Below are 25295 nucleotides of genomic sequence, written 5' to 3' on the forward strand. Positions count from 1 at the left end.
TGGGTCAGCCGGTCAGCTTGACGTCGAACGTACGGATGTCGTCGAGCGCTTCCTGTGCGGCACGCCGTCCTTCGGTAATGGCCTCTTGGGCCCGGTGAAAGTCCATCAGGCCCAGGTGCGACAGGCGCGGCGTGATAACGACATGCGGGGGTTCGCCCACCATGCGGCTGCGGGTGATACGCTCTTGCATGATGTTGATACTGGCCGCCACCACATCGAGCATCGACGGTATTTCAAGGTGCGGTTCGTTTGTATCGTTGCCAGCAAAATCGGGGAGCAGGGCGCTGAGGTTGTTCTGCAGCTTGTCGAGCCAGTTATTGGCGTGGATCTCGGGTGATTCAGGAAGGCGGGCTTGCGTTGCTACAGGTGTCGGGCGGCGCAGGTGGCGCCCGAGTAAATCAGAATTCAGATCGACGGCGATCAGGATGTCGGCCCCCATGGCGCGTGCCAATGATACCGGTACCGGGTTGACCAGGCCTCCATCGACCAGAATCTGCCCATTGTGGCGTACGGGGGCAAATAGGGCCGGCAACGCAATAGAGGCACGTACGGCGTTCAGGGTATTGCCCGATCGCAGCCAGACCTCGGTTCCACCGTACAACGAGGTGGCGACGGCACCAAAGGGCAGGTTAAGGGCTTCTATGTTGCGGTCGAGGAAGCGTTGCCGGAAAAATGCCATCAGGCGTTCACCCTTGAGCACCCCGCCCGTCCAGGTCAGGTCCATGAAGGACACCACATCGCGCACCGACAGGGTACGCACCCACTCATCCAGCGCATCAAGCCGACTGTTGGCATAGACTGCGCCGACCAGGGCACCGATGGAGGTGCCGCAGACAATGTCCACATGCAGGCCGGCGTCACGCAGGGCTTGTATAACCCCGATGTGGGCCCAGCCCCGCGCCGCGCCGCTGCCCAGGATCAGGCCCACTTTCGGGCGATAACGCGTCGGGTTCGTCATTAGGGCAAGACCCCTTTCACGATCAGTACCTCGCGCAGCATATCGAGCCGTTCGACCGGATCGTCGGTTTTGAGCAGAACGGCTTTTGGGTGGGCGGCAAGGGCAGAAGCTCGGCCCAGCGATTGGCCACCCAGGCACAATTGTCAAGACGCCAGGGGCGTGGATGGGCATGGCCTGTGCCGGAACGTTATCACGCTGTAATTGGGCAATGACATCTGACAACGCGTCGGCACAATCTTTCAGGTCGACGGGTACGGGTGTGTCGGGTTCAGGGGGCAGACGGTGACATCGGCGACCCATAAACCGGCCAGTGCTTGTTCAACGCTGTTGATGCGGAATCGTTGCGTACCGGTACACCGGACCTGGATCAGCCCTGCGGGACCCGAGCCGTCGTCAATACGTTCGGGTACTGCCAATGTGCCGGCGTCGACAAAGGTTTCCTTTACCCCGGGCCGACGCACTTCGGTACCGGTGGTCAGGGCGACCACGCCGAAAGGAGTGCCATTGTCAAGGCAGGCCTTGATCATGTTGAGATAGCGGACCTCGAAGAGGTTAAGGTAGATGACCCCATCGGGGAACAGGGCGCGACCCAGCGGAAAAAGTGGCAGTGTTTGCATACGGACAATGATGCCACAACACAGGTCAGCCAGCGGCATATAACCGTTGCGCAGTGCCATGCAGTGCATGCAATTTAAACTATAGATTGCATTGATAACTATATTTTCGTATAGTCACCTCAAAGGCGGCCTTGACCGTCGTACAGATAATATTCAGGAGACAGCAATGAACCAGCCTCTGCCCCCGGCAGCTGCGCTGTTCGCGACGCCTGCCGTAAAGGTAACGCATCGTGACGATGGCGCCACACTTGTCCAGAACCCTATTCCGCTCGAGCCCTATGCCCGTTGTGTGGGCGAGTATCTTGAGTATTGGGCTGAACACGCACCCGATCGCCCTTTCATGCTGGAGCGCAGCCCTGCTGGTTTGTGGGTGGGTGTGACTTACCGGCAAGCGCTGGACAAGGTCCATCGAATCGGGTCCTGGTTGCTCAAATTGGGGTTGCGCCCTGGTCAGCCCGTCTGTGTGCTGTCTGACAATCAGGTGAACCATGGCGTACTGATGCTGGCGGCCATGCACGTGGGTATCCCGTACTCCGGTATTTCTCCGGCGTATTCGTTGCTTTCCCAAGACCACGCCAAGCTTAAAAATCTGGTGCAGCGTATCAACCCCGGGGTGATTTATGTGGGTGGGGCCGGGCGTTTCAAGGCCGCGTTGAGGGCGATTGACGGGTTGCATGGGGCGCAGCTGGTGGTGGCCGATGAAGACGAGTTGCCCAACGCCGAGGCCTTGCATTTCTCTGACATGCTGGTCGAGGCGGACATGGCGGCCGTGCATAAAGCTTACGCCGCGATTACGCCGGATACGGTTGCAAAAATTCTGTTCACTTCAGGTTCGACGGGTTACCCCAAGGGGTGGTCAACCCGCAGCGCATGTTGTGTTCCAGTTTTCAGGCCAAGCGACAGGTCTGGCCGTTTCTGGCCGAACAGCCGCCGGTGCTGCTTGATTGGCTGCCCTGGAATCACACGTTTGGGGGCAATCATAATTTCAACATTATTCTGGGCAATGGCGGCACGTTTTATCTTGATGGTGGCAAGCCGGTTCCCGGCCTGTTCGACACCACGGTCAACAACCTGCGCGAAGTGGCTCCCACGTTGTATTTGAACGTGCCCAAGGCGTTCGACATGCTGGTACCGGCGTTGCGCGAAGACGCGGCATTACGCCGTAATTTCTTTCAAAGTTACAGGTCATTTTTTATGCGGCGGCAGCGTTGCCGCAGCATCTGTGGGACGGCCTGATGGAATTGTCTCGCCAGGAGCTTGGCTACGCTGTACCGTTGGTGACTGCCTGGGGGTCGACCGAAACATCACCCTTGGCGACCGATTGCCACTTCCAGGCCGATCGCTCCGGGGTCATTGGTGTACCTGTACCCGGCGTAACCCTGAAGCTGGTACCTAATGGCGACAAGACCGAGGTGCGTGTCAAGGGCGCGAATGTCACGCCGGGGTATTTCGAGCAACCGGAAGATACGGCCAAGGCGTTCGACGAAGAAGGGTTCTACAAGATCGGAGACGCGGTCAAGTTCGCTGACCCCGATCGCCCTGAAGCCGGTCTGGTGTTCGATGGCCGGGTGTCTGAAGACTTTAAATTGATGAGCGGCACCTGGGTCAGCGTGGGTACCGTTCGTGTCAAGGGTGTTGAGCATTTGGCTCCCGTGGCCCAGGATATTGTCGTAACGGGTCATGGCCGCAACTCGGTCGGTTACCTTATTTTCCCGAATGTTCCGGCCTGCCGGCGCCTGGCAGGGCTGGCTGATGAGGCCGATGTTTCCACCGTGCTGTCTCATCCGGCTGTTCGCGAGCGAGTCAAGGCGGGGCTGGATGCCCTGCATGCCACCAGCAAAGGCAGTTCCACCCATGCCGACCGTGCCTTGCTGATGGCTGCCCCCTTCGGTGGATGCCGGTGAAATCACCGACAAGGGGTATATCAATCAGTCGGCATCGTTGCGCCAGCGCGCGGCGCTGGTCGAGGCGCTGTACGCCGACGAGCCAGGTCCGGATGTGATTCTTCTGTAGCCGGGGTCAGCGGTGAACGCGACTCGCGAACAACTTGACGATGCTGCAGGGCTGTCACGCCGCCTGGGGCAGCGGGTACGTTCGGCCCGTGCCGCTCGGGCCATGACGCTCAAGCAACTGGCGACCGAATCGGGCATTTCCATGCCGTATTTGTCCCGGGTTGAACGGGGCGACGGCAATGTATCCATTGCGGTTCTGGGTCGTCTGGCCGGGGCGTTGAATGTATCCATTGACGTGCTGTTGTCCGATCACGAGCGCCTTGGTCCCGACTATGTCTTGATTGTTGAAATGCTCAAGCGACAGCCGTCCGATAGCTTGCGCCGTATTCGTGGCTGGCTGGTATCGCAGCTTGAGCATAAGCCGCCATTGCCCCATGCCGGTTCGTCTCAGCGTATTGCCCTGACAGGGTTGCGCGGTGCCGGCAAGTCCACGTTGGGTCCGGCATTGGCTGCCGCCCTGGACATGCCGTTTGTCGAACTGAATACAGAAGTGATCCAGGCGGCAGGCATGTCGATCAATGAAGTGTTTTCCATTTATGGCCAGGCGGGGTACCGGCGTCTTGAGCGTCAATGCCTTGAGCAGGTTATTGACCGTTACCCGAGGGTGGTGCTGGCCACCGGGGGCGGCATTGTGGCTGAGCCCGCCACGTACGAGCTTTTGCTGCATTCATTTTTCACTATCTGGCTGCATGCAACGCCGGATGTGCATTTTCGCCGTGTCATGGCCCAGCACGATGTGCGCATTGCCACGCCACAGTTGCGTGATGAGGCCATGGCCAACATTGTCAGCGCCTTGACGGCGCGACGTAATTTGTACGCATTGGCGCATGCCGATATCGATACCACGCTGCTGGATGGTGCTGCGGTGCGCAACAGAGCGCTGCAGCTGGTTCAGCCGCAGGTGTGTTCAACCGAAAAAGGGGTTTTTTCATGAGTGTTTCTTCGCGTGACATCAAGACGGTGGCCGTGGTCGGTACCGGAGTTATCGGTGCCAGTTGGGCTGCCTATTTCCTGGCGCAGGGCTTGTCTGTGCGTGCCACTGACCCCGGCCCTGATGCGCAGGCCCGTTTGATGCAGGCCATTGATTCACTGTGGCCCAGCCTGGAAAAAATCGGTCTGGCTGCGGGGGCCGATAAAACGCGTATCGCTTTTTTCAGTGATCTTGAACAGGCCCTGGAAGGGGTGGATTTCGTTCAGGAGAACGGCCCCGAGAAAGAGTCCCTGAAAATTGATTTGTTTTGCCGGATGGACCAGGCCTTGCCGGCCGATGTGATTCTGGCGTCCAGCTCGTCCGGCTTGCTCATGAGCCGCATCCAGAGCGAGTGTCGTTTTCCCGAGCGCGTGGTACTGGGCCACCCGTTCAACCCGCCGCACCTGATCCCGCTGGTTGAGGTGATTGGGGGCGAACAGACCTCGCCCGAGGTGGTCGAACGCACCATGCGGTTTTATGCCGATATCGGCAAACGGCCGATCCATCCGCGCAAAGAGGTGAAAGGCCATATTGCCAATCGTTTGCAGGCTGCATTATGGCGTGAAGCGTTCAATCTGGTGGATCAGGGTGTTGCCAGCGTGGCTGATATCGATGCGGCAATTGCCCACGGGCCGGGCTTGCGCTGGGCCTTGCTGGGGCCATTCATGAATTTGCACCTGTCGGGCGGTGCAGCGGGTATTGAGCATTTGCTTGATCATCTGGGCGGCCCGATTGAAAACTGGTGGCACGACCTGGGTGACCCGTCGATGACGCCGGAATTGAAGAAAAAGGTATCGCAAGGGGTGCGTGAGATGCTGCAGGGGCACAGTGAAGCGGCATTTGTACCCGAGCGTGATCGCTTGCTGGTGGATTTGCTGGCCGCCAAGACGGACAGCGGCCAGTTGCCTTAAGGCCTTAAGGCCTTAAGGGTGACGCGGCAACGATAGGCGCGCTTGAGCGCGAGCTGCCATAACGCGCCGCTGGAGTAGTGCTGTGGTGCTACGGCGGTGACCAGCGCCATATTCCTTTGGGGTGTGCCGGGTCTTCGGTGTCGTTCGTTTCGGGGGCCAGCACCTCAAGGGCACTGACCATCGCCTGGTCAACCGTTTCAAGCGCGACAATGTTCAGTGACTCGCGCGCCTGGGCAGGCAGATCCTCCAGATCGTTCTGGTTGCGTGCCGGTAGCATGACGGTGGTGATGCCAGCCTGAAGTGCGGCCAGCAGTTTTTCCTTGATACCCCCGACCGGCAGCACCAGGCCACGCAAGCTGATTTCCCCGGTCATGGCCACATCGTGACGTACCGGACGGTTGCTGATCAGCGACGCCAGGGCAATGAACATGGCCACCCCCGCGCTGGGCCCGTCTTTTGGGATGGCCCCGGCAGGCACGTGCACGTGAATATCGTGTTTTTCGAAATAATCTTGCGGCAGCCCGAAGGCATCAAAGCGGGCCTTGAGCAGTGTCAGTGCGGCCTGGGCGCTTTCTTTCATGACATCGCCCAGCTGGCCGGTCAGGATCAGGCGCCCGCTGCCTGGCGTACGGCTGGCTTCAATAAATAAAATGTCGCCGCCTACCGGTGTCCAGGCCAGGCCGGTGGCGACGCCAGGCAGACTGGTGCGCAGGGCGGTTTCGTTTTCGTAGCGCGGTTGCCCCAGAATGACGGACAGGGTATCAACCGTGACGTGAACAGAGGTGTGCTTGCCTTCGGCAATTTGCATGGCGGCATGCCGGCAAACATTGCCCAGTTCGCGTTCAAGATTACGCACGCCGGCTTCGCGGGTGTAGTTATGGATGATGGCATCAATCACGTCATCATCTATCTGGCACTGATCAGCGCTCAGGCCGCTGAGTTTACGCTGGCGGTCGAGCAGGTAACGCTGGGCGATCTGGTGTTTTTCTTCCGGGGTGTAGCCCTGCAGCGGGATGACCTCCATGCGGTCGCGCAGCGGCCCGGGAATGGCGTCGATAATATTGGCGGTGGTGATGAACAACACCTTTGACAGGTCAAAGGCCATGCCCAGGTAGTTGTCCCGGAATTCGGCATTTTGTTCGGGGTCGAGCACTTCAAGCAGCGCCGCCGCCGGGTCACCGTGCGCGCTGGCGCCCAGTTTGTCGATTTCGTCGAGCATCAGGACACAATTGCGCGCCCCCGCCTTGTGAATCGCCTGGATGATGTTACCGGGCAACGCACCGATATATGTGCGGCGGTGCCCGCGGATTTCGGCTTCGTCGTGAACGCCGCCCAGGCCCAGTCGGGCGAACTTGCGCCCGGTGGCGCGGGCAATGCTTTGACCCAATGACGTTTTGCCGACACCGGGCGGCCCGGTGAAGCATAGAATCGGGCTGCGCCCTTCGGGGTTGAGCTTGCGCACCGCCAGGTATTCGAGAATTCGTTTCTTGATTTTTTCCAGGCCATAGTGATCGTTATCCAGAACACTGCGGGCATGGGCGATATCGATGGGAGGTTCAGGTTCCAGGTTCCAGGGCAGTTCGATCAGCCATTCCAGCCAGGTGCGCTGCATACTGTATTCGGCGGCCGCTTCGTGCATTTGCTCAAGCCGGGAAAGGGCTTTGCGCGCCGCAGTGTTGGCGGCTTCAGGCAGGTTGGCCTCATCTATTTTTTGCCGCAGTTCGGTGATGTCGGCACTTTGCTCATCGTCTTCGCCCAACTGTTCCTGGATGGTTTTCAGTTGCTCGCGAAGCAGGTATTCGCGTTGGCGATCATCGACGCGCTCACGGGTTTCTTCGGCAATATCGTGCCGGATGCGCAACACCTGCTCCATACGGCCCAGATGCGTCAATACCTTGTCCAGCCGCTCTTTAAGATCGAAGGTGGCCAGGATGTCCTGCTTGTCGTCGGGCTTGATGTCGATCATGCCCGCGATGAAGTCGGCCAGCATGGCCGGTGAATCCATGCTGCGGGTAATGTCGTGCAATGCCGAGGGGGCGTCGGGCAGCATGGCGATGACGGCGGCCGCGAGCTCTTTGAGTTGCAGCATGCGGGCATCGATTTCAGGCCCTTCGCTATGGGCGGGTTCGTGACGTTGTATGCGGGCTACCAGAAACGGGTAGCCTTCAATGGCACTGACGATGCTGAAACGCGATTCACCCTGACAAATAATATGGTGACTGTCGTCGGGCATGGTGACATAGCGCAAGATGCTGGCACTGGTACCCACCGGGTGCAGATCATTCAGGCCCGGGTCATCGATGTCGTTATCTTTTTGAAGCACGATGCCGATGGGGCGTTTGCTGCGCGCGGCGGCCTGTGCCGCCGCGATTGAACGTTCCCTGCCGATGCTGATGGGTACAACCAGTTGCGGGAACAGCACAAAGTTGCGAACCGGGATCAGGATCAGGCTGTCTTCGGGCAAGTGCAGCTCGGTGTCAGGGTTGATGGACACGACGTTGCTGATGCCAGGTTCAGCAGTGCCCGGGGCACTGGTTTCAGTGTTTGCCGGATTACCGTTGGCGGTGCTGTCGTGGAGCGGGGCGTTGCCGGTGATGCTGCCGGCCTTCGAAACAGGTTGGGACATCGTGGCCTCCCGGGTTCAGCGCAGTTTTTTCAGGATCAGCGTCAGGCAGCCCTGGCTGAGCGACGAGTCTTGTATCTGATAGTGGCCGGAAGGCAGGCGGATGGCACGCTGGAATCGGCCGTACGGAATCTCGAGTCGCTTGAGGTGGGCACCGCGCGGCCCGGGCATGGGGCGGTTTGCTTCGACGTGCAGGACATCGTCGTTGATGGTCACCTGCAGGTTTTCGGGGCTGATGCCGGGCAGGGCGACCTGTACAGACAGGCTGTCGTGTGTTTCGAAGATGTCGGTTGGGGGCTCCCGGTGGGGCCGGATTGCCCGTTGCTGGCCAGGCTGAAGAACTGCCGATGCATCTGGTCGGCACGTTCAAGCAGGTTGACGGCATCCAGCCACATGGTGTTGACGGTTTTTCGGTGCGCCATGATGCCCCCTTTGGCAAAGTCAGCGAACGAACCAAAAATATAGGCGCTTTGTTCTCAGTGTGCAATGCACTGAATGGCGGGGGAGGGGTGTTGTCAAGCCAGTCGTTAATGCCTCTGCCCCGGTGCCGGCGTGGTATGAGGGCGTATCGTTAGCATTCGGCAGGCCCTGCGTATTCAATAATAAGCTGTGCACTGATCATGCCGTTCCAGACATTCTGGTCAAGCCGGTAGGCGGCATCAATGGTTTCCGGCAGCGTTTGCGGATGGTTGAACCAGATGGCATCAAAACGCTGATGGCCACGTTCAAGACTCAGTTTGAGGTGTTTGTCTTTAAGCAGGCGTTGGTGGGCAACCCGGAACGTGTCGCGAAACACCGGGGCTGGAAAACCGGCACCCCAAACCTGTTGCAGCAACAGGCCGGCCACCTCGGCATTGGCGTAGCCAGATTCCAGTGACCCGTCGGTCTCAATGACAGGCTCAAAATGAGACTTGCCGGTCAGTGTTTTGACGGCCTCGTCGAAGGCTGTCTGAAAGTGCTCGTAGGCAGATTCCCGCAACGTCAGGCCCGCGGCCATGGCATGCCCGCCAAATTTGAGGATGGCACCGGGCAGTCGCTTCGAGACCAGGTCCAGTACGTCGCGCAGGTGCACGTCAGGGATTGAGCGCCCTGAACCTCGCAGTTCGTCGTCGCCCGAGCGGGCGAAGGCCGGGTGGGCCGCCACCAGGCTTCTTTCAGGCGCGAGGCGACCAGACCGACCACGCCTTGATGCCAGTCGGGGTGATACACGCAGACGCTGGCCCGGTCAGCGGCCTCGATACCTTCCAGACTGGCCAGGGCCTGATCCTGCATGGTGGATTCGATGCCACGGCGCTGCTGATTGATGTGATCCAGTTCCCGCGCCAGTTGCAAGGCGTGGTTTTCATCGTCGGTGATCAGGCATTCAATACCCAGGCTCATGTCGGCCAGACGGCCGGCTGCATTGATGCGCGGGCCGATGGCAAAGCCCAGGTCAAAGGCGTTGGCCTGGGCCGGGTTACGGCCGGCCACGGCAAACAGCGCACGCAAACCGGCATGCAAGGCACCCTTGCGCATTTTCTGCAGCCCCTGGGTGACCAGCAGGCGGTTATTGCCGTCGAGTTTGACGACGTCGGCGACCGTGCCCAACGCCACCAGGTCGGCCAGATTGTCCAGTCGCGGGCCGCCGTTTGCCGGATACACGCCGCGCTGGCGCAGGACGGCCCGTAGCGCGAGCATAAGATAAAAATTACACCGACCCCGGCCAGGTTCTTGGAGGGAAAACCGCAACCGGGTTGGTTGGGATTCACGATGGCGCGCGCACGGGGCAGGACATCACCGGGCAGGTGATGGTCGGTCACCAGAACCTCGATGCCTTCTGCCAAGGCGGCTTCAACCCCGTCAACGCTGGCAATGCCATTGTCGACGGTGATCAGCAGGTCGGGTTTGCCGTTGCGGTGGCGGGTGGCCAGGGCAACAACCTCGGGCGACAGACCGTAACCGGTTTCGAAACGGTTCGGTACCAGGTAATCGACATGGGCACCCATACTGCGCAGTGCCCGGACTGCGACGGCGCAGGCGGTGGCACCATCGCAATCGTAGTCGGCCACGACCAGCATTTTCTGGCCCGCAGCAATGGCGTCGGCCAGCCAGTTCGCCGCTTCATCGACGTGGGTCAGGTTTTGCGGCGGGATCAGGTGGGCCCACTGCTGGCCGATGTCGTTGAGACCCTGTACCCCGCGTGCGGCCCAAAGCCTGGCCAGCAGGGGTGAACCCCGGCAGCAACCAGTGCTTCGGTGGCTGGAGGGTTGGACGAGCGGGTTACGAGTTTCGGGGTGACCACCAGTGTCTCCAGTGCGTGCGTTTTGAAAAGTACAGGGCCAGGCGCGAGCCCAGGCCGGGGGGTGAGCGTGACGATACGGTCTTCGCCCAGCAGGATTACAGGACTGATCGGGCTTAGACGGGCAATTTTTTCATCGATTTGGGCAAGTGCCTGTAACCAGGCGGACCAGTCGCTGGCGTTGAAGGGAGTCTGAAGATCGCTCCAGAGCTCATGGCCGACAGCGGAGGGAACAATCTGGCTGCGCTGCGCTCCGCCGAAAACCCACAGGCTGTTGACCGGTGCCAGCCCTTGGGCCTGCCGGTCCTGGTTGACCGGGTGTTCGTGCCAGGTCATTTGCAGCTCGTTGATCAGGCGACGCAGGGGGCGTGTGGACGGGTCTTGTGGCCACCAGTCGTTGACCCGGGTGGCGCTGACCAGAGCCGGGCTGGCACTGGCCGGTACCATCGCTTCGGGTAGTCGGATCTGCCAGCGGTCTGTGCCGGTGGCCATCAGTTCTGTGCCGGGCGCATCAAACAGCGGTTTGGCCGCATCGAATAAGGCTAAACTCTGCGCTGGCGTTATTTGAAGCTGCTGGGCAGTCAACAGGCCGGCACCATCGCGTGACGGTGATACATGAACCAGTTCGGCCAGCCAGATGGCCTGGTCGGGCGGCGCAGCGGGGTGCCAGAGTGGCCCCAGACCGGATGACATAGTTTGCGAACCCGTGGGTTTAAATCCGTGCTGCTCAAGCTGCCAGAACTCCAGACAGGTGCATGCTGTTTCCAGCAGGTTGATCTGGCGGTGCTGGGCGTGGCTGCGTTCGAACCGCTTCAGCAAGGCCGGTGCGGTTTTTTCAAGGTAGGGAATTAGCTCGCGCGCCGTGCCCGTATCGGGCAGGGCGCCAGGGATGACGATCTGCATGGCGTTATTGTAGTGTTATTGACAATGTGGTGAGTTCAACGATGTCGTATGTATTCTGGATAGGTCGCCGTTACGCGGGTTTGGCGCGCGTGCGTGGGCGGGCGCGCAAGCGAGACCGCTTTGTGTCATTTATTGCGGCCAGTTCCATGGCCGGTATTGCGTTGGGTGTGGCCGCACTGATTATTGTGCTGTCCGTTATGAACGGCTTCCAGACGCAAGTGCGTGACCGCATGTTATCGGTCTTGCCGCACATTGAATTGTTCGTGCCTTCGGCTTCGCCGATGCAAGTGCTCGAGCAATGGAAATCGATTGCCGATCAGGCGGCCGAGGCCAGTCCGTCGATTGTGGGGAAGGCGCCGTTTGTGTCGGCGCAGGCGATGGTGGCGCGAGCCGAGTCGTTGAACGGCGCGCAGATCAGAGGGGTTGATCCGGCCACCGAATCGGCCGTGTCTGACTTGCGTGACCAGATGGTTGCCGGGTCGCTGGATGCTCTGGAAGGGGGCAGTTTCAATATTGTGCTGGGTAACCAGCTGGCTCGCGCGCTCGGTGTCGGGGTGGGGGACACCGTGATGGTGCTGGCCCCGCAGGGGGCCATTTCACCGGCCGGGTTCACACCGCGCATGCGCCAGTTCACGGTGGGCGGCATCTATTCGTCGGGGTATTACGAGTATGACATGGCCCTGGCGTTCATTCATGTCGAGGATGCGGCCCGGGTGTTTCGCGATTCGGGTATCAGCGGCGTGCGTTTGCGTATCACCGACATGCAGCAGGCTCCGCTGGTGGCCCGCGAACTGATGCTGGCCTTGCCGTCGTATGTGCGCGCCAGCGACTGGACGCAAAACAACCGTACCTGGTTTGCCGCCGTGCAAACCGAAAAACGCATGATGTTCCTGATTCTGGCCCTGATTGTTGCGGTGGCGGCGTTCAACCTGCTGTCGTCGCTGGTTATGGCCGTCAAAGACAAGCAGTCGGATATCGCCATTTTGCGTACCTTGGGGGCAACGCCCGGCGATATCGCCGGTATTTTCCTGATTCAGGGGGCGCTGATCGGTGTGGTGGGTACAGCGGCGGGGGTGTTGCTGGGAGCGCTGGTGGCCTACAACATTGATGTCATTGTCCCGTTTATTGAAAATCTGATGGGCATCGAGTTCCTGCCACAACAAATTTACTTTATCAGCGAGTTGCCCTCCAGTCCCCAGGTGTCTGACATGGTGGTGATTGGTGTGACATCGCTGGTGATGTCCTTGCTGGCCACGTTGTATCCCAGCTGGAGGGCATCCCGGCTTCAACCTGCCCAGGTACTGCGCCATGACTAAAACAACGCCTACGCACAACGTGCTCGACGCCGAGCACCTGACCAAGGTCTATGAAGAAGGCGGCAGCCGCATCGAGGTGCTGCGTGACGTCAGCTTGCATGTCGCTCCGGGTGAAATGGTGGCGATTGTCGGCGCCTCGGGTTCGGGCAAAAGTACCCTGCTGCACGCCCTGGGTCTGCTGGACCAGCCGACATCCGGCGAGGTTCGTATCAATAACGAACCCGCGTCAGGGCTATCCGAGGCGCGTCGCAGTGGCTTGCGCAACCGCAGTCTGGGGTTTGTGTACCAGTTTCACCACTTGCTGCCTGAGTTCTCTGCGCTGGATAACGTGGCCATGCCCCTGATCATACGGGGTGAAAAGCGTCCGCCCGCCCGCGAACAGGCCCTGCAGGTGCTGGAACAGGTCGGGTTGGCACATCGGGTTCATCACTTCCCAGGGCAGCTTTCGGGCGGTGAACGTCAGCGTGTGGCCTTGGCGCGAGCCCTGGTCACGCGCCCGGCGTGTGTGCTGGCCGACGAGCCCACCGGTAACCTTGACCGTCATACCGCCCGTGCCATGTTTGACTTGCTGGTCAGGGTTAACCGCGAAACCGGCATGGCGTTTGCCATCGTGACCCACGATCCGGCGCTGGCAGCGTTGGCACATAGTCAGCTGTATATGGATGAGGGCGTGCTGGTGGATGCAGCACAGTATCTTGCGACGCATTGAGACGGTCTCAGGACGGGCGTGGGTTCAGGTTCATGTGTGCCACACAGTGGAGGTCCGGCAATGCTGATTGATACCCATTGTCATCTGGACGCACCTGAGTTTGATACCGATCGCGAGACGGTCATGGCGCGTGCGCATCAGGCGGGGGTGGGCGTCATCGTCATTCCTGCCGTCGAGGTGGCCAATTTCCAGGCGGTGCAGACCCTGGCACATCGTCTGCCCCTCGGGGCCTATGCGCTGGGCATTCACCCGATGTATGTGCCGCAGGCCGCTGACGCTGATCTTGAAGTGCTTGAGCACTGGCTGGCTCGTTGCTGTGATGACCCACGGCTGGTCGCCGTTGGCGAGATCGGGCTTGATTTTTTCATTCCCGCGTTGTGCGAACCGGTCATGCAGGCGCGTCAGCAGTGGTTTTACGAGGCCCAGCTGGATCTTGCCCTGAAATATGGCTTGCCGGTGTTGCTGCATGTGCGCCGCTCCCAGGACCAACTGCTGCGCGCACTGCGCCGGCGGCGTCGTGTCGGTGGCATTGCCCATGCCTTCAATGGCAGCTTCCAGCAGGCGCAGCAGTTCATTGATCAGGGGTTTGCACTGGGTATGGGGGCGCCATGACGTTTTCTCGCGCCTTGCAGATTCGACGTCTGGCGACGCAGTTATCGCTGGATGCGTTGGTGCTTGAAACCGATGCGCCCGATATTGCACCGGCATGGCTTGGACAGCCGGGTGGCCTGGCGGCTCGCAATGAACCCGCCGAAGTGGCGGGTATTGCAAACACATTGGCCCAATTACGCCAGTTGCCGCTGGGTCAGGTCATTGAGCAAACAGCCCAAACGGCATGCCGGGTGTTGCCGCGCCTGGGGGGCTATTGGCCCAGGGCGTTTGACTTGCCGCAGGAAGCAGGCCCGCCGAGCTTGCCTTACGCCCGCTTCAGGGCCTTGGGGTCAAAACCTGCAATACGCTTGTAGCGTGTCGATACTTCTTCCAACTCTTCAGCCGACACGACATCATGAATATGATTGAAGCCTTCGGGGGCACGCTCGTGGGCCATTTGCATGACCTGTTCCGGGCCATTCAGACGGTTGCGCAAGATGATCCCGGTGGTGGGCGGGATGCGGTCGGCTTCGTACTCTTTCAGGGCGGCAGCGATTGAACGATGTTTGCCTTGCACGGTTTTTTGCAGGTGGTCTGCCAGGCAGCGAGCGTCAAGAATGGCCTGGGCTGACCCGTTGGAACCGATCGGGTACAGCGGGTGGGCCGCATCGCCCATTAAGGTCGTATTCTGGAATGACCAGCGTGGCAGGGGTTCTTGTCGACCAGCGGGAATTCAAAAATCGCCTCGGCGCCGTTGATGAGGGCGGGGATATCGATCCAGTCCCATTTCCAGGACTGGAATGGCCCTTCAAACACGCTTTTGTCGACGCGCCGGTTCCAGTCGGTGTTGCCCAGGTTGTAGTCGGGTACCGTCAGTTCGGCAATCCAGTTGATGGCCGTCAGGCCCTCGGGCGTGTTGTCGTCCAGAATCGGGTAGGCTACAAACTTCACATCGGGATGGCCTGCCATGAACATGGTCCGACCATCCAGGAAGGGTTGGGTGTAGGTCACGGCACGCCATAGAATGCGGCCGGAAAACTGAAAACCGTCATTGGCCGGGTAGAACTGGCGACGAACGGCTGAGTGAATGCCGTCAGCGCCGATCAGCACATTGGCGCGGGCACTGTGCAGGGTGCCGTCAGGTCGAACGAATTGCGCCGTAACTCCGTCAGCGTCCTGGTCTACGGATTTGAGTGTCATGCCGGTGTGCATTCGATGGGCACCCAAGCGTTGAATGACCGCTTCGGCGAGCAGCATCTGCAGCTTGCCGCGATGGATTGACAACTGCGGCACCGGATAGCCGGCATCCAGGCCTCGTGGCTCTTGCCAGATGTTCTGCCCATGGCAGTTGTAGTAGTGCAGCGCCGATGTTGACACGGCATTCTTTGCCAGAGTATCCAGCATGCCGATCTGGTCCATTTCATTGGCCGCATGCGGTAGCAGGTTGATGCCAACGCCCAGCGGTTTCAATTCGGGTGCGCTTTCATAAATATCGCATTCAATACCGCGCGCATGCAGCATCAGTGCCAGTGACAACCCGCCGATACCTGCGCCTGTGATGATGACGTTCACTTTTTAGTCTCCGTTGATAACCGGCAGATCATAGCAAAAACAGCGTTGTTCAATGTCAGGTAGCTTGATTCATGATTGACCGGTGTCCTTGGGGCGTGCACGTAGTATTGCGGTGGCCTTTGTTGTCCAGTTAGTCCGTTATTAGAAGTACTCCGGGCTCTACCATGAGCAATTTCAGGGTGACAGGTGACGGGACGAGGGTGTGCAGTGGCGATGTTATGCGCAGCAGGGTCAGTGCACCTGCTGCCGGTCATGCCGTCGACAGGTGCGCTGGGTATGACGCTGGTGGCCTTGCTGGTGGCGGGGCGGGTGCTGCCGGCTTGGGCCAATGGTGTGCGCTATGCGGCCTGGGCGGCCTTTGTGATGTTTGCCCTTACGGTATGGCGCGTGGAGTCGCGCCTGGCGGATCATCTGGCTCCCGATAACGAAGACAAGGTATCGCGTGTGGTTTTGCGCATTGCCGGTTTGCCGCGCCAGAGTCCGGACAGCCGTCAGTTCGAGGCCGAGGTGCTGTCATCACGACCGCAGGGGGTACCGTCGCAGATTATGGTCAGCTGGAATGCGCCGGGGTATGCCGGCGTCTATGGGCGGCGTGATGCAACGCCGGCCGAATTTCCTGAACTGGTGCCTGGGCAGGTGTGGCAAATGGCGTTGACCCTGCGCACGCCGTCAGGGGCCAGAAACCCGTCGGCATTTGACTATGAGGCCTATGTCTTTGCGCAGGGCGTACGCGCCAAGGGTTCCGTGCGCGGTTCGCCGCAGCTTGTGCGCGATGACGGCTGGGTGGGGGTGTCGGGCTCGGCACAGCGTGCGCGCCATTACGTTCGCGAGGCGATGCAGCCTTACCTGGAAGGGAAACGTTACGGGGCGGTGTTGCTGGCCCTGACCATTGGAGACCAGGCCAGTGTGGGCCCGCAAGACTGGCTGGTGTTCAACAGGGCAGGCTTGACCCACCTGGTCTCTATCAGCGGAAGTCACATCACGATGATTGCCGCCGCCGGCGGGTTGGCCATGCTGGCCCTGTGGCGCCGGCTGCGCTTGCGGGGCCGTGCCGTGGCAGAGCAGGTGCCGGCACAGGTTGCTGCAGCGCTTGCGGCCCTGCTGGTGGCCTGGCTGTACTGCCTGCTGGCAGGTTGGGGCGTACCGGCTCGCCGAACTTTTTAATGCTCGCGGTTGTCGCCGTTGCCCAAATCTTGCGCCTGCCTCTGTCGCTGTCGAGGTTGCTGGCCGCGGTTGCGGTCATTGTGGTGGTGCTTGATCCGTGGGCGCTGTTTGCCAGTGGTTTTTGGCTGTCATTTGGCGCGGTTTACATTTTGATGGCCAGTGCGCGGTGGTGGGGCCAGCGGGTTTCCGGCGAGCAGCCAGGCCGTCGCGTGACGGTTATGCGGGCAATTTGGGTAGCGGTATGGATGCAACTGGCGATTACGGCGGGACTGATGCCCTTGCTGGCCTTGATTTTCAATGATGTCTCGGTGGTGTCCCCGCTGGTGAATGCCTATGCGATTCCGGTCATTAGTTTGATCGTTACGCCGCTATCGCTGCTGTGCGCGGCGGCTGCGGTGGTACCGGGGTTGGGTTGGCTGGCCGCGCTGCTGGCCTGGGTCGGCCATGGGGCGATGGACCTGATTATGGTACCCACCGTGTGGCTGGCGCAGTGGCCCTGGTCCAGCTTTACGGTGGCCGCAGCGCCGTTGGGTCTGACCGTGTGGGCGATTTTCGGGTTGCTGCTTGCCATTGGCCCCTATGGCTTGCCCTTGCGGGGTCTTGGCTGGCTGTTCATGGTGCCGGCTTTGGCATGGACACCGCCACGGCCGGGTCACGGGCAGTGGACATTGACGGCGCTCGATGTCGGGCAGGGCAGCGCCCTGGTTGTGCAGACCGCCAGCCGTGTGCTTGTGTTTGATACGGGTGTGCGTCACGGGCCAGACTCCGACGAGGGTACGCGGACCGTGGTGCCGTACTTGCGGTCTATGGGTTTGCGCAAAATCGACGTGCTGGTGCTGTCGCATGCCGACATGGATCATGCAGGCGGTCTATCGTCGGTGTTGAAGGCCTTGCCGGTGGGACAGTCGTATGCGTCCTTCGATCTTGAAGCACATATTTCCAAATCTCGCCGCCTGTTGAATGATGATGAGCCACTGCAGCTGCCATTGGCACGCACATCGTGTTTTTATGGCGCTCATTGGGCGGTAGACGGGGTGAGTTTCGAGTTCTTGTGGCCTGTGCCTGTTGCCGGCGTGCTGCCGGGCAGTGTTACCCCCAAACTGTCGTCCAGACAACGCAACAAAGAGGCGTGTGTGCTAAGGGTATCAGGCGAACATCACAGTATGTTGTTGACCGGTGATATCGGAGTTGCTGAAGAGCGTCAATTGGTTCGCCGTGGCCTGGGAGCGGTCGATGTCGTCGTCGCGCCGCATCACGGTTCGCGCTTTTCGTCATCTGCGGTGTTTTCCGACGCAACCCGGCCCGCGCACGTGATTTCACAGAATGGCTGGTTGAACCGCTACGGGCATCCGGCCCCGGCCGTGCAGCAGCGCTGGCAAGACCATGGGGCGCAATTCTGGCGTACCGACTGGCATGGCGCAGTGACGCTGGCGTCCATGCCCGATGGCCTGCAGGTTCAGGCTGAACGGCAGACGCGTCCGCGCTACTGGCAGCGCCAGGACTCGGGAGGCAATGCCGGCGTTGTGCCCTGGGTACGTCAGAAGTGACAGGGCGTTGATGTCGCAATAACGTGATTGAAGCGGCATAAGGGCGTAAAGGCTATCGGCAGATATGCGCGTCTTCAGAGTGTTTCTGGTCTATCCCTGCTGATAAAATCAGAACCCATATGTTTCAGGACGCCGCCATGTCACTTGCCACCCCTACCAATGCTGATCTGCATTGTCACTCGTCATTTTCCGACGGGGTGTTGTCGCCGGCTGAATTGGCCCTGCGTGCCCATCGGCAGGAGTACAGCTCTGGTCGTTGACCGATCATGATGAGCTGGCAGGCCTGACCCAGTGCTGCCTGGGCGGCAGCCGAACTTGATCTGCAGTTTGTGCCCGGCGTCGAGATTTCAGTATCGTTTGCACGCAAGACGGTTCACATTGTGGGGTTGAATATCGATCCGACTCATGTCGTACTGGTCGAGGCGCTGGACCAGTTGCGCGGCTGGCGTGAAACCCGGGCCCAGGAAATGGGCCAGCGTCTGGCGGGTCTGGGCTTTGAAGGGTGTTACGAAGGCGCCCTGCGTTATGCCGACAATCCGAATCTGTTAAGCCGTACCCATTTTGCGCGGTTCATGGTTGATCAGAGTTGGTTCGTGTCCATGCAAGATGTGTTCGACCGTTATCTGGGCGATGGCAAGCCCGGTAACGTGCCGGGCAAATGGGCGACGCTGGAAGATTCGGTACGCTGGATACGTGCAGCAGGCGGCACCGCAGTTATCGCCCATCCGGGGCGTTATAAATTCACTGAACAGCAGTTTGATGCGTTGTACAGCACGTTTCGCGATGCGGGGGTACAGCCATTGAAGTGGTCACCGGCAGCCATCGGCCCGATCAGTATGCCGAATATGCGGGCATCGCCCGCTATTACGGCTTTCAGGCCTCACGCGGATCAGACTTTCATTCGCCTGACGAAAGCGACATTGATCTTGGCGCCTTGCCGGGTCTGCCAGCCGGCTTGACGCCGGTATGGGCCAATTGGGTATAGGCAAAGTAACAGCGCCAGTCCTTTTTTCACCCTTCCCAAGCCGGTGCGGGGGTATGGGCCGAAGGGCTTGGGCACGCCGCTGGCGGGTGCCGGCGCGAGGAGGCAAGGGCGCGGTGTTCGAGCGGGCGTTGTCGAGCCGCCGGGGGCGGCTCGATCCGCGAGTTCAGCGCCCGCCTCGCGACGGTACCCGACAGCGGGAAGCCCCGCAGGGGCCGTGCCCGTGCCCGCAGGCCCATACCCCCGCACCGGCTTTGCGTGATACCGTGACAGAAGTAATCGTGACCACGGTTCGCTACAGGTTATGTCTGCACCGTTCGACATCGCTTGCTTGCAACAGGCAACAGGCAATATCGTAGGCTGACCTGTTCCAGCCAAACCCGCTCCAGCGTGCCCCCCATTCAAACGGGACCCTTTGATCCATTCGCATCATTGCGAATAGCTGCACATTGGTCCCTTGCCTACACTGACTTCCTGACCCCAAGCCGTTTTCCGCTTCAGGAAGCCCCCGGTTCCTACATCACCGACGACCTGCGCCAGCGTGCTGATGACGTCATCTGGCGGGTGAGGGCCGACGGCCAATGGGTTTACCTGTATCTGCTGATCGAGTTTCAAAGCGAATCCGACCCCTGGATGCCGGTGCGCATGATGGTGTATGTCGGTTTGCTGTACCAGGACTTGATCCGGCGCGGCGACGTCTTGCCGGGAAATCGACTTCCGCCCGTCCTGCCCATCGTGTTGTACAACGGCGCCGCCCCTGGAAAGCCACGACCGACATCGCCGATCTGATTCCTCGGGCCCCGGGTTTGGTGGCAAACTACTTGCCACAGCTAAAATACCTGTTGATCGAACAGAACCAGTACACTGATGAAACGCTGACCGCCATGCACAACCTGGTAGCCGCCATCATTCGGGTTGAACACCCGGCCAGCAGTCAGGCCTTGTTTGACTTGATCGATTTATTGAACGACTGGCTGGCCGACAACCCGGAACTACGCCGGATCTTTGCCATCTGGATCCGTGCCGTGGTGCTGCGCCGAAGCAGGCATGCGGTGGTACTGCCCAAGATCGACGACTTGAAGGAGCTGAAAATGACACTGACCGCACGCTTTGAAACCTGGGCCGAAGAATTCGAGCAGCGGGGGATAGAAAAAGGTCTGGCGAAAGGGATGGCAAAAGGCATTGAGAAAGGCACCCACACCGGAATTGCCGAAACGCTCCACACGCTATTGCAACAAAAATTTGGAGACCTGCCCGCGTGGGTTGATCAACGACTGCAACAAGCGGACACTGCCGTACTGCAGCACTGGGTCGTCCGGTTCGTGCATGCCCAATCGCTGCACGACGTATTCGAATCTTGAACCCGTCGTGTCAAGCTCCTTCCCATACCCCCGCACCGGCTCTGCGTGAACCGTGACTCAGTGTGTTCCGGTTGCTGCGATCTCTTGCCGGTAGTTATTCCCGAAAACACTCATGTACGTCGGGTAAAAACTGCAGTAGAGCACTGCGGCAACCAGCAGGTTGACCGGAGTCATGAGCAGTTGTGCAACACCCTGGCTCAGGCCGATTCCGGTCAGGAGGTCATCAATGAATTGCATGGCAAAGAAAATCCCACCCCAGCTTGCCCCGTAAAGCAGGAACGGCCACTTGTTGCGCCAGCAGGCGACCATGGAAAAGAACAGGGCCTGCGTCATCTTGATGCCATGCCAGCCCACCAACGCCGGCGCATGCCAGAACAAGGCTGAAATCACAACATACATGATGGCAAAAGTAACGAATGGGCCTTGCACCGCCTGGGCCAGGGCTTGCGCATCGATTTGCCCTTCGGTGTCGACCGCTGCCATCAGGGTATCCAGAAATGGCACAGTCGCCACAAACCCGCCCAGCAGGCAGGCGGCCAGGTAAGCCAGCCCCAGCCGGAACAGCCCTTTACGGGCTTGGGTGTCGCGCAAGGGCTCCAACCACATTCCCGGCATGATTTGCCGACCGTTTTCAATGTTGCGGCAGGCATTCAGCACAATGAAGGTGAGCGACGGCATGGCGGCGATCAGTGCCATTTGGCCAAACAGCGGAATGATGTAGGTCAGCGAAATCAGCAGACCAGTGATCAGGCTCCAGAAAAACATGGCCATGGGCTGACGTCTGAACAGGCGCATGCCGTCATTGATCCACTGCCAACCGGCTGAAAAAGGCAAGATTGCCGCTTGCATGGGCTTGATATCCTGAAAGTGAACTGTTGGGGCGCGCAACGCCCGGTGTGCTGTGCCGGGCACGTGGCATGGTGCATGTTTATGGCAGTCGGTCAAGGACCGGTTCGCGCCGGGCGCGCAGTACCCGCTCGAAATGGGTCGGGTCGTGCGGTTGCAGCGTTTGTGCCGGGCGTGGCAGGAAAAAGTCAAACAGACGCGAAACCCAGAAACGCAGCGCTGCCGCTTGCAGCATAAGCGGCCAGGCCTGGCGCTCGGCATCGGTAAATGGACGTACCGAGGCATACGCTTTTAACCAGGCAGCCAGCTTTTCCGGGTCGAAGGTACCGTCGTGCCGGTAAATGCACCAGTCGTTGACGCTGACCGCCACATCGAACAGCCAGGTATCGCAACCCGCGAAGTAAAAATCAATGAAGCCGCCCATGACCGGCGCTTCGGGTGTGCCATCGAACAGGACATTATCGCGGAACAGATCACAGTGTGCCGGGCCATGGGGTAATTCAGCATACAGTGCGGTTTGCGCGAAACGGGTTTGTTCATTCAGTACCGTCTGGATCAATGCCGATTGGTCGGGATTCAGAAACGGCAGCACTTTCGGAATGGTGGTTTGCCACCACGACAGGCCACGCAGGTTGGGCTGATGAATACCGAATGACTTGCCGGCCAGGTGGGTCCGGGCCAGTGTTTCGCCCGCCAGCGCGCAATGGGCAGGGCCGGGTTCCGCTTCGTAACTGCCTTTCAGGCGAGTCACAATGGCGCAGGGTTTGCCGTGCAGTTGCCCGATACGCTTGCCGTCACAATCGGTTTGCGGTTCGGGTACCGGAATGCCTGCTTCGGCCAGGTGGTGCATCAGTTCAATGTAGAACGGCAACTGTTCGAAGGTGAGCACTTCGAAAATGGTCAGGACGTATTCGCCACGGGTGGTCGTCAGAAAATAGTTGGTGTTTTCAATACCGGCAGTGATGCCCTTGAGGGAAACCAGGTCGCCCAGTGTATAGCGGGACAACAGGGCTTGTGCGTCGGAGTCGGAAACAGGGGTGAAAACGGCCATGGCGCGAATACGTAGTCAATAGAGGCGTGAACAAAGGGGCGATTTTAGTCTACCCCGTCGCAGCGTGCTGCCGGGTCGCGTTAAAATTTTGGGCATAACCTTGATACGGATAGTTTTGTGACTGATTTGAACAGCGCGATTGCGCGCGGGCACCCGGGGTGGCGTTTGTGTGTTGCGCCCATGATCGACGTAACCGATCGTCATTGTCGGTATTTTCATCGTTTGCTGGCGCCGCAGGCGCGCTTGTATACCGAAATGATCACAACCGGTGCGATCGGCCACGGGCAATTGCCCCGGTTGCTCGATTTTGACGCGGCTGAACAGCCGGTGGCCCTGCAACTCGGGGGCAGTGAGCCTGATGCTTTGGCCTATGGTGCCAAAGTGGGCGAACAGTGGGGCTACGACGAAATCAACCTCAATTGCGGTTGCCCTTCCGAGCGCGTGCAGAAAGGTGCATTTGGTGCCTGCCTTATGGCGGAGCCCCAATTGGTCGCCGACTGCATCAAGGCCATGCAAGACGCCGTCAGTGTGCCGGTCACCGTCAAGCATCGCCTGGGGCTTGATTACAACGAGTCTTATGATTTTGTGCGCGACTTTGTGGGTACCATTTACCTGACGGGTTGCCGTGTGTTTGTTGTACATGCCCGTAATGCGGTATTGAAGGGGCTGAGTCCCAAAGACAACCGCGAGATTCCGCCCTTGCGCTACGACGTAGCGGCCCGGTTGCGTGATGATTTCCCGGATGCGGTGTTTGTATTGAACGGCGGCATCGCCAGTGCTGACGATGCTGTTGCTTTGATGGATCAGTTTGATGGCGTGATGCTGGGTCGCGCTGCCTGGCACGATCCGGGTGTGCTGTCAGAGATCAACCAGCGTTGCTGGCCTGAAACACCCATTGGCCCGCCGGCTGAAATTCTTGATCAGTTTGCGCAATATGCCGCCCGGCAACTGGAACGGGGCGTGCCGTTACGCGTTATGACCCGGCCCCTGCTGGGCTGGATGAATGGCCGCCCCGGCGCGCGTCATTGGCGACGCATGTTGTCTGACCCGGGTGTATTGAACCAGAACGATGTGTCGGTACTGGCCAAAGCGCTGGCGTTGGTGGGGGCCAGTGGTGAAGGCTTGGCCCGGTAAATCTCAGTTCTTTTCGTCTTCGGGGTCTTCCCGGCCACCGGGCCAGTCGCGAATGTAGGCCTTGAGCATTTTGTTCTCGAATTTCTGCGCGGCCACAATGGCTTGCGCCATGTCGTAGAATGAAATAACGCCTTGCAGTACCGGGCCGTCCATGACGGGTGTGTAGCGTGCGTGCTTGTCGAGCATCAGGCGCTGGACTTCGTCGGCGCTGGTGTTTGGGGTAACACTGACAGGTGCGTCATCCATGACACTGCGAATCGTGTAGTCGCCGATAACGCCGCCATTTCTCGTCAGGTGACGAATGATTTCGCGAAAGGTCAGCATGCCGACCAGCTCGCCGTGTTCCATGATGACCAATGAGCCAATGTCCTGCTCGGCCATGGTTTCGAGGGCCTGATTGATGGGCGTGTCAGGCGAGGCGGTATACAGGGTGTTGCCTTTGACGCGCAAAATTTCACTGACTTTTAGCATGGCTTTGCCTCCTGGGGCGTTTCTGTTTCTGATACTGCAATTTTATTCTGCCCTGATGCGGCTGTTTCGGGTAGTGCGGTTTTCCCGTTCAGGACATCTTCAAGACTGATAGGAGTGGTGCTTGCCAGCACGGTCGCCAGCGCATGCATCAGGGCCGGGTCATCAGCCAGCCCGCTTTGATTGCGATCTATCAGCAGTGCATCAGCCAGGGTACCTAATTGTGCATTGCGCAGGTCACAGGCCAGAACCCAGCGTTCCTGGCCTTTTTCCTGTGTGACTACGACATGGCCCAGGGATTTCAGCGTGCGCATGACGGCGTGCAGTTCTGCGGGGTGCAAGCGCAAGTGGGCGCCCAGAAAGCGGGTGGTCCGTCCGGGTTGGTCTGAGCCTTGGGCGCTGCGCAGTACGCGAATGATGCGGATTGCATCGATAAAGGTGGCGCCGGGCTGTCGTTGTACCGCCCATCGGCGTAGACGCAAGGAGGGCAAGGTGGCGGCGACGGTGGCGCCAAACAAAATGGCCAGCCAGGACAGATAAATCCAGAGCAGGAAAATAGGCAGGGTGGCGAAGGCCCCGTAGATAACGGTATACGAGGGAAATTTGGTGATGTAGTAGGCAAAACCTGATTTCATGACTTCCAATACTACTGCGGAGCCCAAACCACCGGCCAGCGCGTCACGCCAGTACACCTGGCGGTTCGGTACGCACACGAACAGCCCGGTAAACGCAATGCCGGTGATCACCATGGGGATGAATGACAGCCAGAACCGCATGCCGGATGAAATCTCACCCACATTCAGCAGGGCCTGTTGCGCCAGGTAGGAGGTGAACCACAGACTAGCCCCGGCCAGCACCGGCCCTAGCGTGATGATGGCCCAGTACACCAGCATGCGCTGGGGCAGCGGCCGCTGCTGTTCGACCTGCCAGATATCGTTCAAGGCCGCATCAATGGTGGAAATCAGCATGACCGAAGCGACCAGCAAAAATACCGTGCCTACGGCGGTCAGGCGTGACGCTTGGGCGGCAAACTGATTCAGGTACTGCATGACGGTGTCGGATACCGTAGGCGGCAACAGGCTGTTGATCAGGAACTCTTCAAGCGCCATCCGGAATTCTGCAAACAACGGGAACGCGGTGAACAGCGCCAGGATGACGGCCAGCATGGGCACAATGGCCAACACGGTGGTGAAGGTCAGGCTGGAGGCAACCTGGGTGAGCTTTTTCTGCTGCGTGCTGCAGTGCATACCGGATGACCTGCCGGGCATCACCACACCATTGG

At 59.7% G+C, this 25295-nt stretch carries 20 protein-coding genes and 5 pseudogenes; 13 read left to right on the forward strand and 12 right to left on the reverse strand.

Going from position 1 to position 25295, the window contains the following annotated elements; all coding sequences use genetic code 11:
- Positions 1–4: 4 nt before the first annotated feature.
- The 3 genes from rssA to N7E01_RS16615 all read right to left on the reverse strand — a co-directional run bounded on the left by rssA (position 5) and on the right by N7E01_RS16615 (position 1635).
- A complete protein-coding gene (gene rssA, locus N7E01_RS16605) occupies positions 5–958 on the reverse strand; it encodes a patatin-like phospholipase RssA (protein ID WP_289173674.1) in 954 nt (317 codons plus the stop codon).
- Entirely contained in the window at positions 958–1098 is a 141-nt protein-coding gene (locus tag N7E01_RS16610) for a hypothetical protein (protein WP_289173675.1), read from the reverse strand. The genes rssA and N7E01_RS16610 overlap by 1 nt, the downstream gene beginning before the upstream one ends.
- Positions 1099–1197: 99 nt before the next feature.
- Entirely contained in the window at positions 1198–1635 is a 438-nt protein-coding gene (locus tag N7E01_RS16615; protein WP_289173676.1) for an LON peptidase substrate-binding domain-containing protein, read from the reverse strand.
- A 106-nt stretch (positions 1636–1741) separates the two neighbouring features.
- Between N7E01_RS16615 and N7E01_RS16620 the strand changes: the two genes are divergently transcribed.
- The 5 genes from N7E01_RS16620 (at position 1742) to N7E01_RS16640 (ending at position 5468) form a co-directional block, all read left to right on the forward strand.
- Positions 1742–2677: an AMP-binding protein gene (locus tag N7E01_RS16620; protein ID WP_289173677.1), complete on the forward strand. Its 936-nt coding sequence runs from the start codon at positions 1742–1744 to the stop codon at positions 2675–2677.
- A 106-nt stretch (positions 2678–2783) separates the two neighbouring features.
- Positions 2784–3479, forward strand: coding sequence for an AMP-binding protein (locus tag N7E01_RS16625; RefSeq protein WP_289173678.1), 696 nt, complete (start codon positions 2784–2786; stop codon positions 3477–3479).
- Positions 3466–3588: a hypothetical protein gene (locus tag N7E01_RS16630; RefSeq protein WP_289173679.1), complete on the forward strand. Its 123-nt coding sequence runs from the start codon at positions 3466–3468 to the stop codon at positions 3586–3588. The genes N7E01_RS16625 and N7E01_RS16630 overlap by 14 nt, the downstream gene beginning before the upstream one ends.
- A 12-nt stretch (positions 3589–3600) precedes the next feature.
- Positions 3601–4521: a helix-turn-helix transcriptional regulator gene (locus tag N7E01_RS16635; protein ID WP_289173680.1), complete on the forward strand. Its 921-nt coding sequence runs from the start codon at positions 3601–3603 to the stop codon at positions 4519–4521.
- Positions 4518–5468 (forward strand): 3-hydroxyacyl-CoA dehydrogenase NAD-binding domain-containing protein, encoded by a 951-nt coding sequence (locus N7E01_RS16640; protein WP_289173681.1) that lies wholly within the window; start codon positions 4518–4520, stop codon positions 5466–5468. The genes N7E01_RS16635 and N7E01_RS16640 overlap by 4 nt, the downstream gene beginning before the upstream one ends.
- An 88-nt stretch (positions 5469–5556) precedes the next feature.
- Here the strand turns inward: N7E01_RS16640 and lon are convergent, their stop codons facing one another.
- The 4 genes and pseudogenes from lon to recJ form a co-directional block, all read right to left on the reverse strand.
- Complete coding sequence (lon, locus tag N7E01_RS16645) at positions 5557–8094, reverse strand: endopeptidase La (protein WP_289173682.1); 2538 nt, start codon at positions 8092–8094, stop codon at positions 5557–5559.
- 15 nt (positions 8095–8109) lie between these two features.
- On the reverse strand, positions 8110–8376 hold the full coding sequence (locus N7E01_RS16650; RefSeq protein ID WP_350495045.1) for an Hsp20/alpha crystallin family protein: 267 nt from the start codon (positions 8374–8376) through the stop codon (positions 8110–8112).
- The gene (locus tag N7E01_RS16655) at positions 8304–8513 is read right to left on the reverse strand and encodes a hypothetical protein (protein WP_289173683.1); all 210 of its coding nucleotides are present in this window, start codon (positions 8511–8513) and stop codon (positions 8304–8306) included. The genes N7E01_RS16650 and N7E01_RS16655 overlap by 73 nt, the downstream gene beginning before the upstream one ends.
- Before the next feature lie 149 nt (positions 8514–8662).
- Positions 8663–10372: pseudogene (gene recJ / locus N7E01_RS16660) on the reverse strand (single-stranded-DNA-specific exonuclease RecJ).
- 941 nt (positions 10373–11313) lie between these two features.
- On the opposite strand from recJ, the gene N7E01_RS16665 reads away from it, so the two are divergent.
- The 3 genes and pseudogenes from N7E01_RS16665 (at position 11314) to N7E01_RS16675 (ending at position 14262) form a co-directional block, all read left to right on the forward strand.
- A complete protein-coding gene (locus tag N7E01_RS16665; protein WP_289173684.1) occupies positions 11314–12588 on the forward strand; it encodes a lipoprotein-releasing ABC transporter permease subunit in 1275 nt (424 codons plus the stop codon).
- Complete coding sequence (locus N7E01_RS16670; protein ID WP_289173685.1) at positions 12581–13297, forward strand: ABC transporter ATP-binding protein; 717 nt, start codon at positions 12581–12583, stop codon at positions 13295–13297. The genes N7E01_RS16665 and N7E01_RS16670 overlap by 8 nt, the downstream gene beginning before the upstream one ends.
- Positions 13298–13420: 123 nt before the next feature.
- A pseudogene (locus tag N7E01_RS16675) lies at positions 13421–14262 on the forward strand (TatD family hydrolase).
- On the opposite strand, the pseudogene N7E01_RS16680 reads toward N7E01_RS16675, so the two are convergent.
- Positions 14214–15460 (reverse strand): annotated as a pseudogene (locus tag N7E01_RS16680) (flavin-dependent oxidoreductase). The pseudogenes N7E01_RS16675 and N7E01_RS16680 sit on opposite strands and share 49 nt — an antisense overlap.
- Positions 15461–15736: 276 nt before the next feature.
- Here N7E01_RS16680 and N7E01_RS16685 point away from each other — a divergent pair.
- From N7E01_RS16685 to N7E01_RS16700, 4 genes and pseudogenes are all read left to right on the forward strand, one after another.
- Positions 15737–18171: pseudogene (locus tag N7E01_RS16685) on the forward strand (DNA internalization-related competence protein ComEC/Rec2).
- Positions 18172–18308: 137 nt separating this feature from the next.
- A pseudogene (locus N7E01_RS16690) lies at positions 18309–19156 on the forward strand (PHP domain-containing protein).
- Between the two features lie 429 nt (positions 19157–19585).
- Positions 19586–19942: an Rpn family recombination-promoting nuclease/putative transposase gene (locus tag N7E01_RS16695; protein WP_289173686.1), complete on the forward strand. Its 357-nt coding sequence runs from the start codon at positions 19586–19588 to the stop codon at positions 19940–19942.
- A gap of 32 nt (positions 19943–19974) precedes the next feature.
- Entirely contained in the window at positions 19975–20514 is a 540-nt protein-coding gene (locus N7E01_RS16700; protein WP_289173687.1) for an RpnC/YadD family protein, read from the forward strand.
- A 57-nt stretch (positions 20515–20571) separates the two neighbouring features.
- On the opposite strand, the gene N7E01_RS16705 is transcribed toward N7E01_RS16700, so the two are convergent.
- Together N7E01_RS16705 and N7E01_RS16710 are read right to left on the reverse strand one after the other, a co-directional pair.
- Positions 20572–21363 (reverse strand): BPSS1780 family membrane protein, encoded by a 792-nt coding sequence (locus tag N7E01_RS16705; protein WP_289173688.1) that lies wholly within the window; start codon positions 21361–21363, stop codon positions 20572–20574.
- A 79-nt stretch (positions 21364–21442) separates the two neighbouring features.
- Positions 21443–22411, reverse strand: coding sequence for a homoserine kinase (locus N7E01_RS16710; protein ID WP_289173689.1), 969 nt, complete (start codon positions 22409–22411; stop codon positions 21443–21445).
- 180 nt (positions 22412–22591) lie between these two features.
- On the opposite strand from N7E01_RS16710, the gene dusA reads away from it, so the two are divergent.
- Positions 22592–23545 (forward strand): tRNA dihydrouridine(20/20a) synthase DusA, encoded by a 954-nt coding sequence (gene dusA, locus N7E01_RS16715; protein ID WP_350495046.1) that lies wholly within the window; start codon positions 22592–22594, stop codon positions 23543–23545.
- A gap of 3 nt (positions 23546–23548) precedes the next feature.
- Here the strand turns inward: dusA and N7E01_RS16720 are convergent, their stop codons facing one another.
- Positions 23549–24016 (reverse strand): CBS domain-containing protein, encoded by a 468-nt coding sequence (locus N7E01_RS16720; protein ID WP_289173690.1) that lies wholly within the window; start codon positions 24014–24016, stop codon positions 23549–23551.
- The gene (locus N7E01_RS16725) at positions 24010–25260 is read right to left on the reverse strand and encodes a YihY family inner membrane protein (RefSeq protein WP_289173691.1); all 1251 of its coding nucleotides are present in this window, start codon (positions 25258–25260) and stop codon (positions 24010–24012) included. Before N7E01_RS16725 ends, N7E01_RS16720 begins: the two co-directional genes overlap by 7 nt.
- Between the last annotated feature and the right edge of the window lie 35 nt (positions 25261–25295).

This window comes from Neopusillimonas aromaticivorans (assembly GCF_030344915.1).
Classification (GTDB): Bacteria; Pseudomonadota; Gammaproteobacteria; order Burkholderiales; family Burkholderiaceae_B; genus Neopusillimonas; species Neopusillimonas aromaticivorans.

Coding starts and splice junctions, on each gene's coding strand:
- lon (WP_289173682.1), bottom strand. CDS start 8,094: ATGTCCCAACCTGTTTCGAAGGCCGGCAGCATCACCGGCAACGCCCCG.
- dusA (WP_350495046.1), top strand. CDS start 22,592: ATGATCGACGTAACCGATCGTCATTGTCGGTATTTTCATCGTTTGCTG.
- N7E01_RS16640 (WP_289173681.1), top strand. CDS start 4,518: ATGAGTGTTTCTTCGCGTGACATCAAGACGGTGGCCGTGGTCGGTACC.
- N7E01_RS16620 (WP_289173677.1), top strand. CDS start 1,742: ATGAACCAGCCTCTGCCCCCGGCAGCTGCGCTGTTCGCGACGCCTGCC.
- N7E01_RS16670 (WP_289173685.1), top strand. CDS start 12,581: ATGACTAAAACAACGCCTACGCACAACGTGCTCGACGCCGAGCACCTG.
- N7E01_RS16665 (WP_289173684.1), top strand. CDS start 11,314: ATGTCGTATGTATTCTGGATAGGTCGCCGTTACGCGGGTTTGGCGCGC.
- rssA (WP_289173674.1), bottom strand. CDS start 958: ATGACGAACCCGACGCGTTATCGCCCGAAAGTGGGCCTGATCCTGGGC.
- N7E01_RS16615 (WP_289173676.1), bottom strand. CDS start 1,635: ATGGCACTGCGCAACGGTTATATGCCGCTGGCTGACCTGTGTTGTGGC.
- N7E01_RS16655 (WP_289173683.1), bottom strand. CDS start 8,513: ATGGCGCACCGAAAAACCGTCAACACCATGTGGCTGGATGCCGTCAAC.
- N7E01_RS16705 (WP_289173688.1), bottom strand. CDS start 21,363: ATGCAAGCGGCAATCTTGCCTTTTTCAGCCGGTTGGCAGTGGATCAAT.
- N7E01_RS16725 (WP_289173691.1), bottom strand. CDS start 25,260: ATGCACTGCAGCACGCAGCAGAAAAAGCTCACCCAGGTTGCCTCCAGC.
- N7E01_RS16710 (WP_289173689.1), bottom strand. CDS start 22,411: ATGGCCGTTTTCACCCCTGTTTCCGACTCCGACGCACAAGCCCTGTTG.
- N7E01_RS16720 (WP_289173690.1), bottom strand. CDS start 24,016: ATGCTAAAAGTCAGTGAAATTTTGCGCGTCAAAGGCAACACCCTGTAT.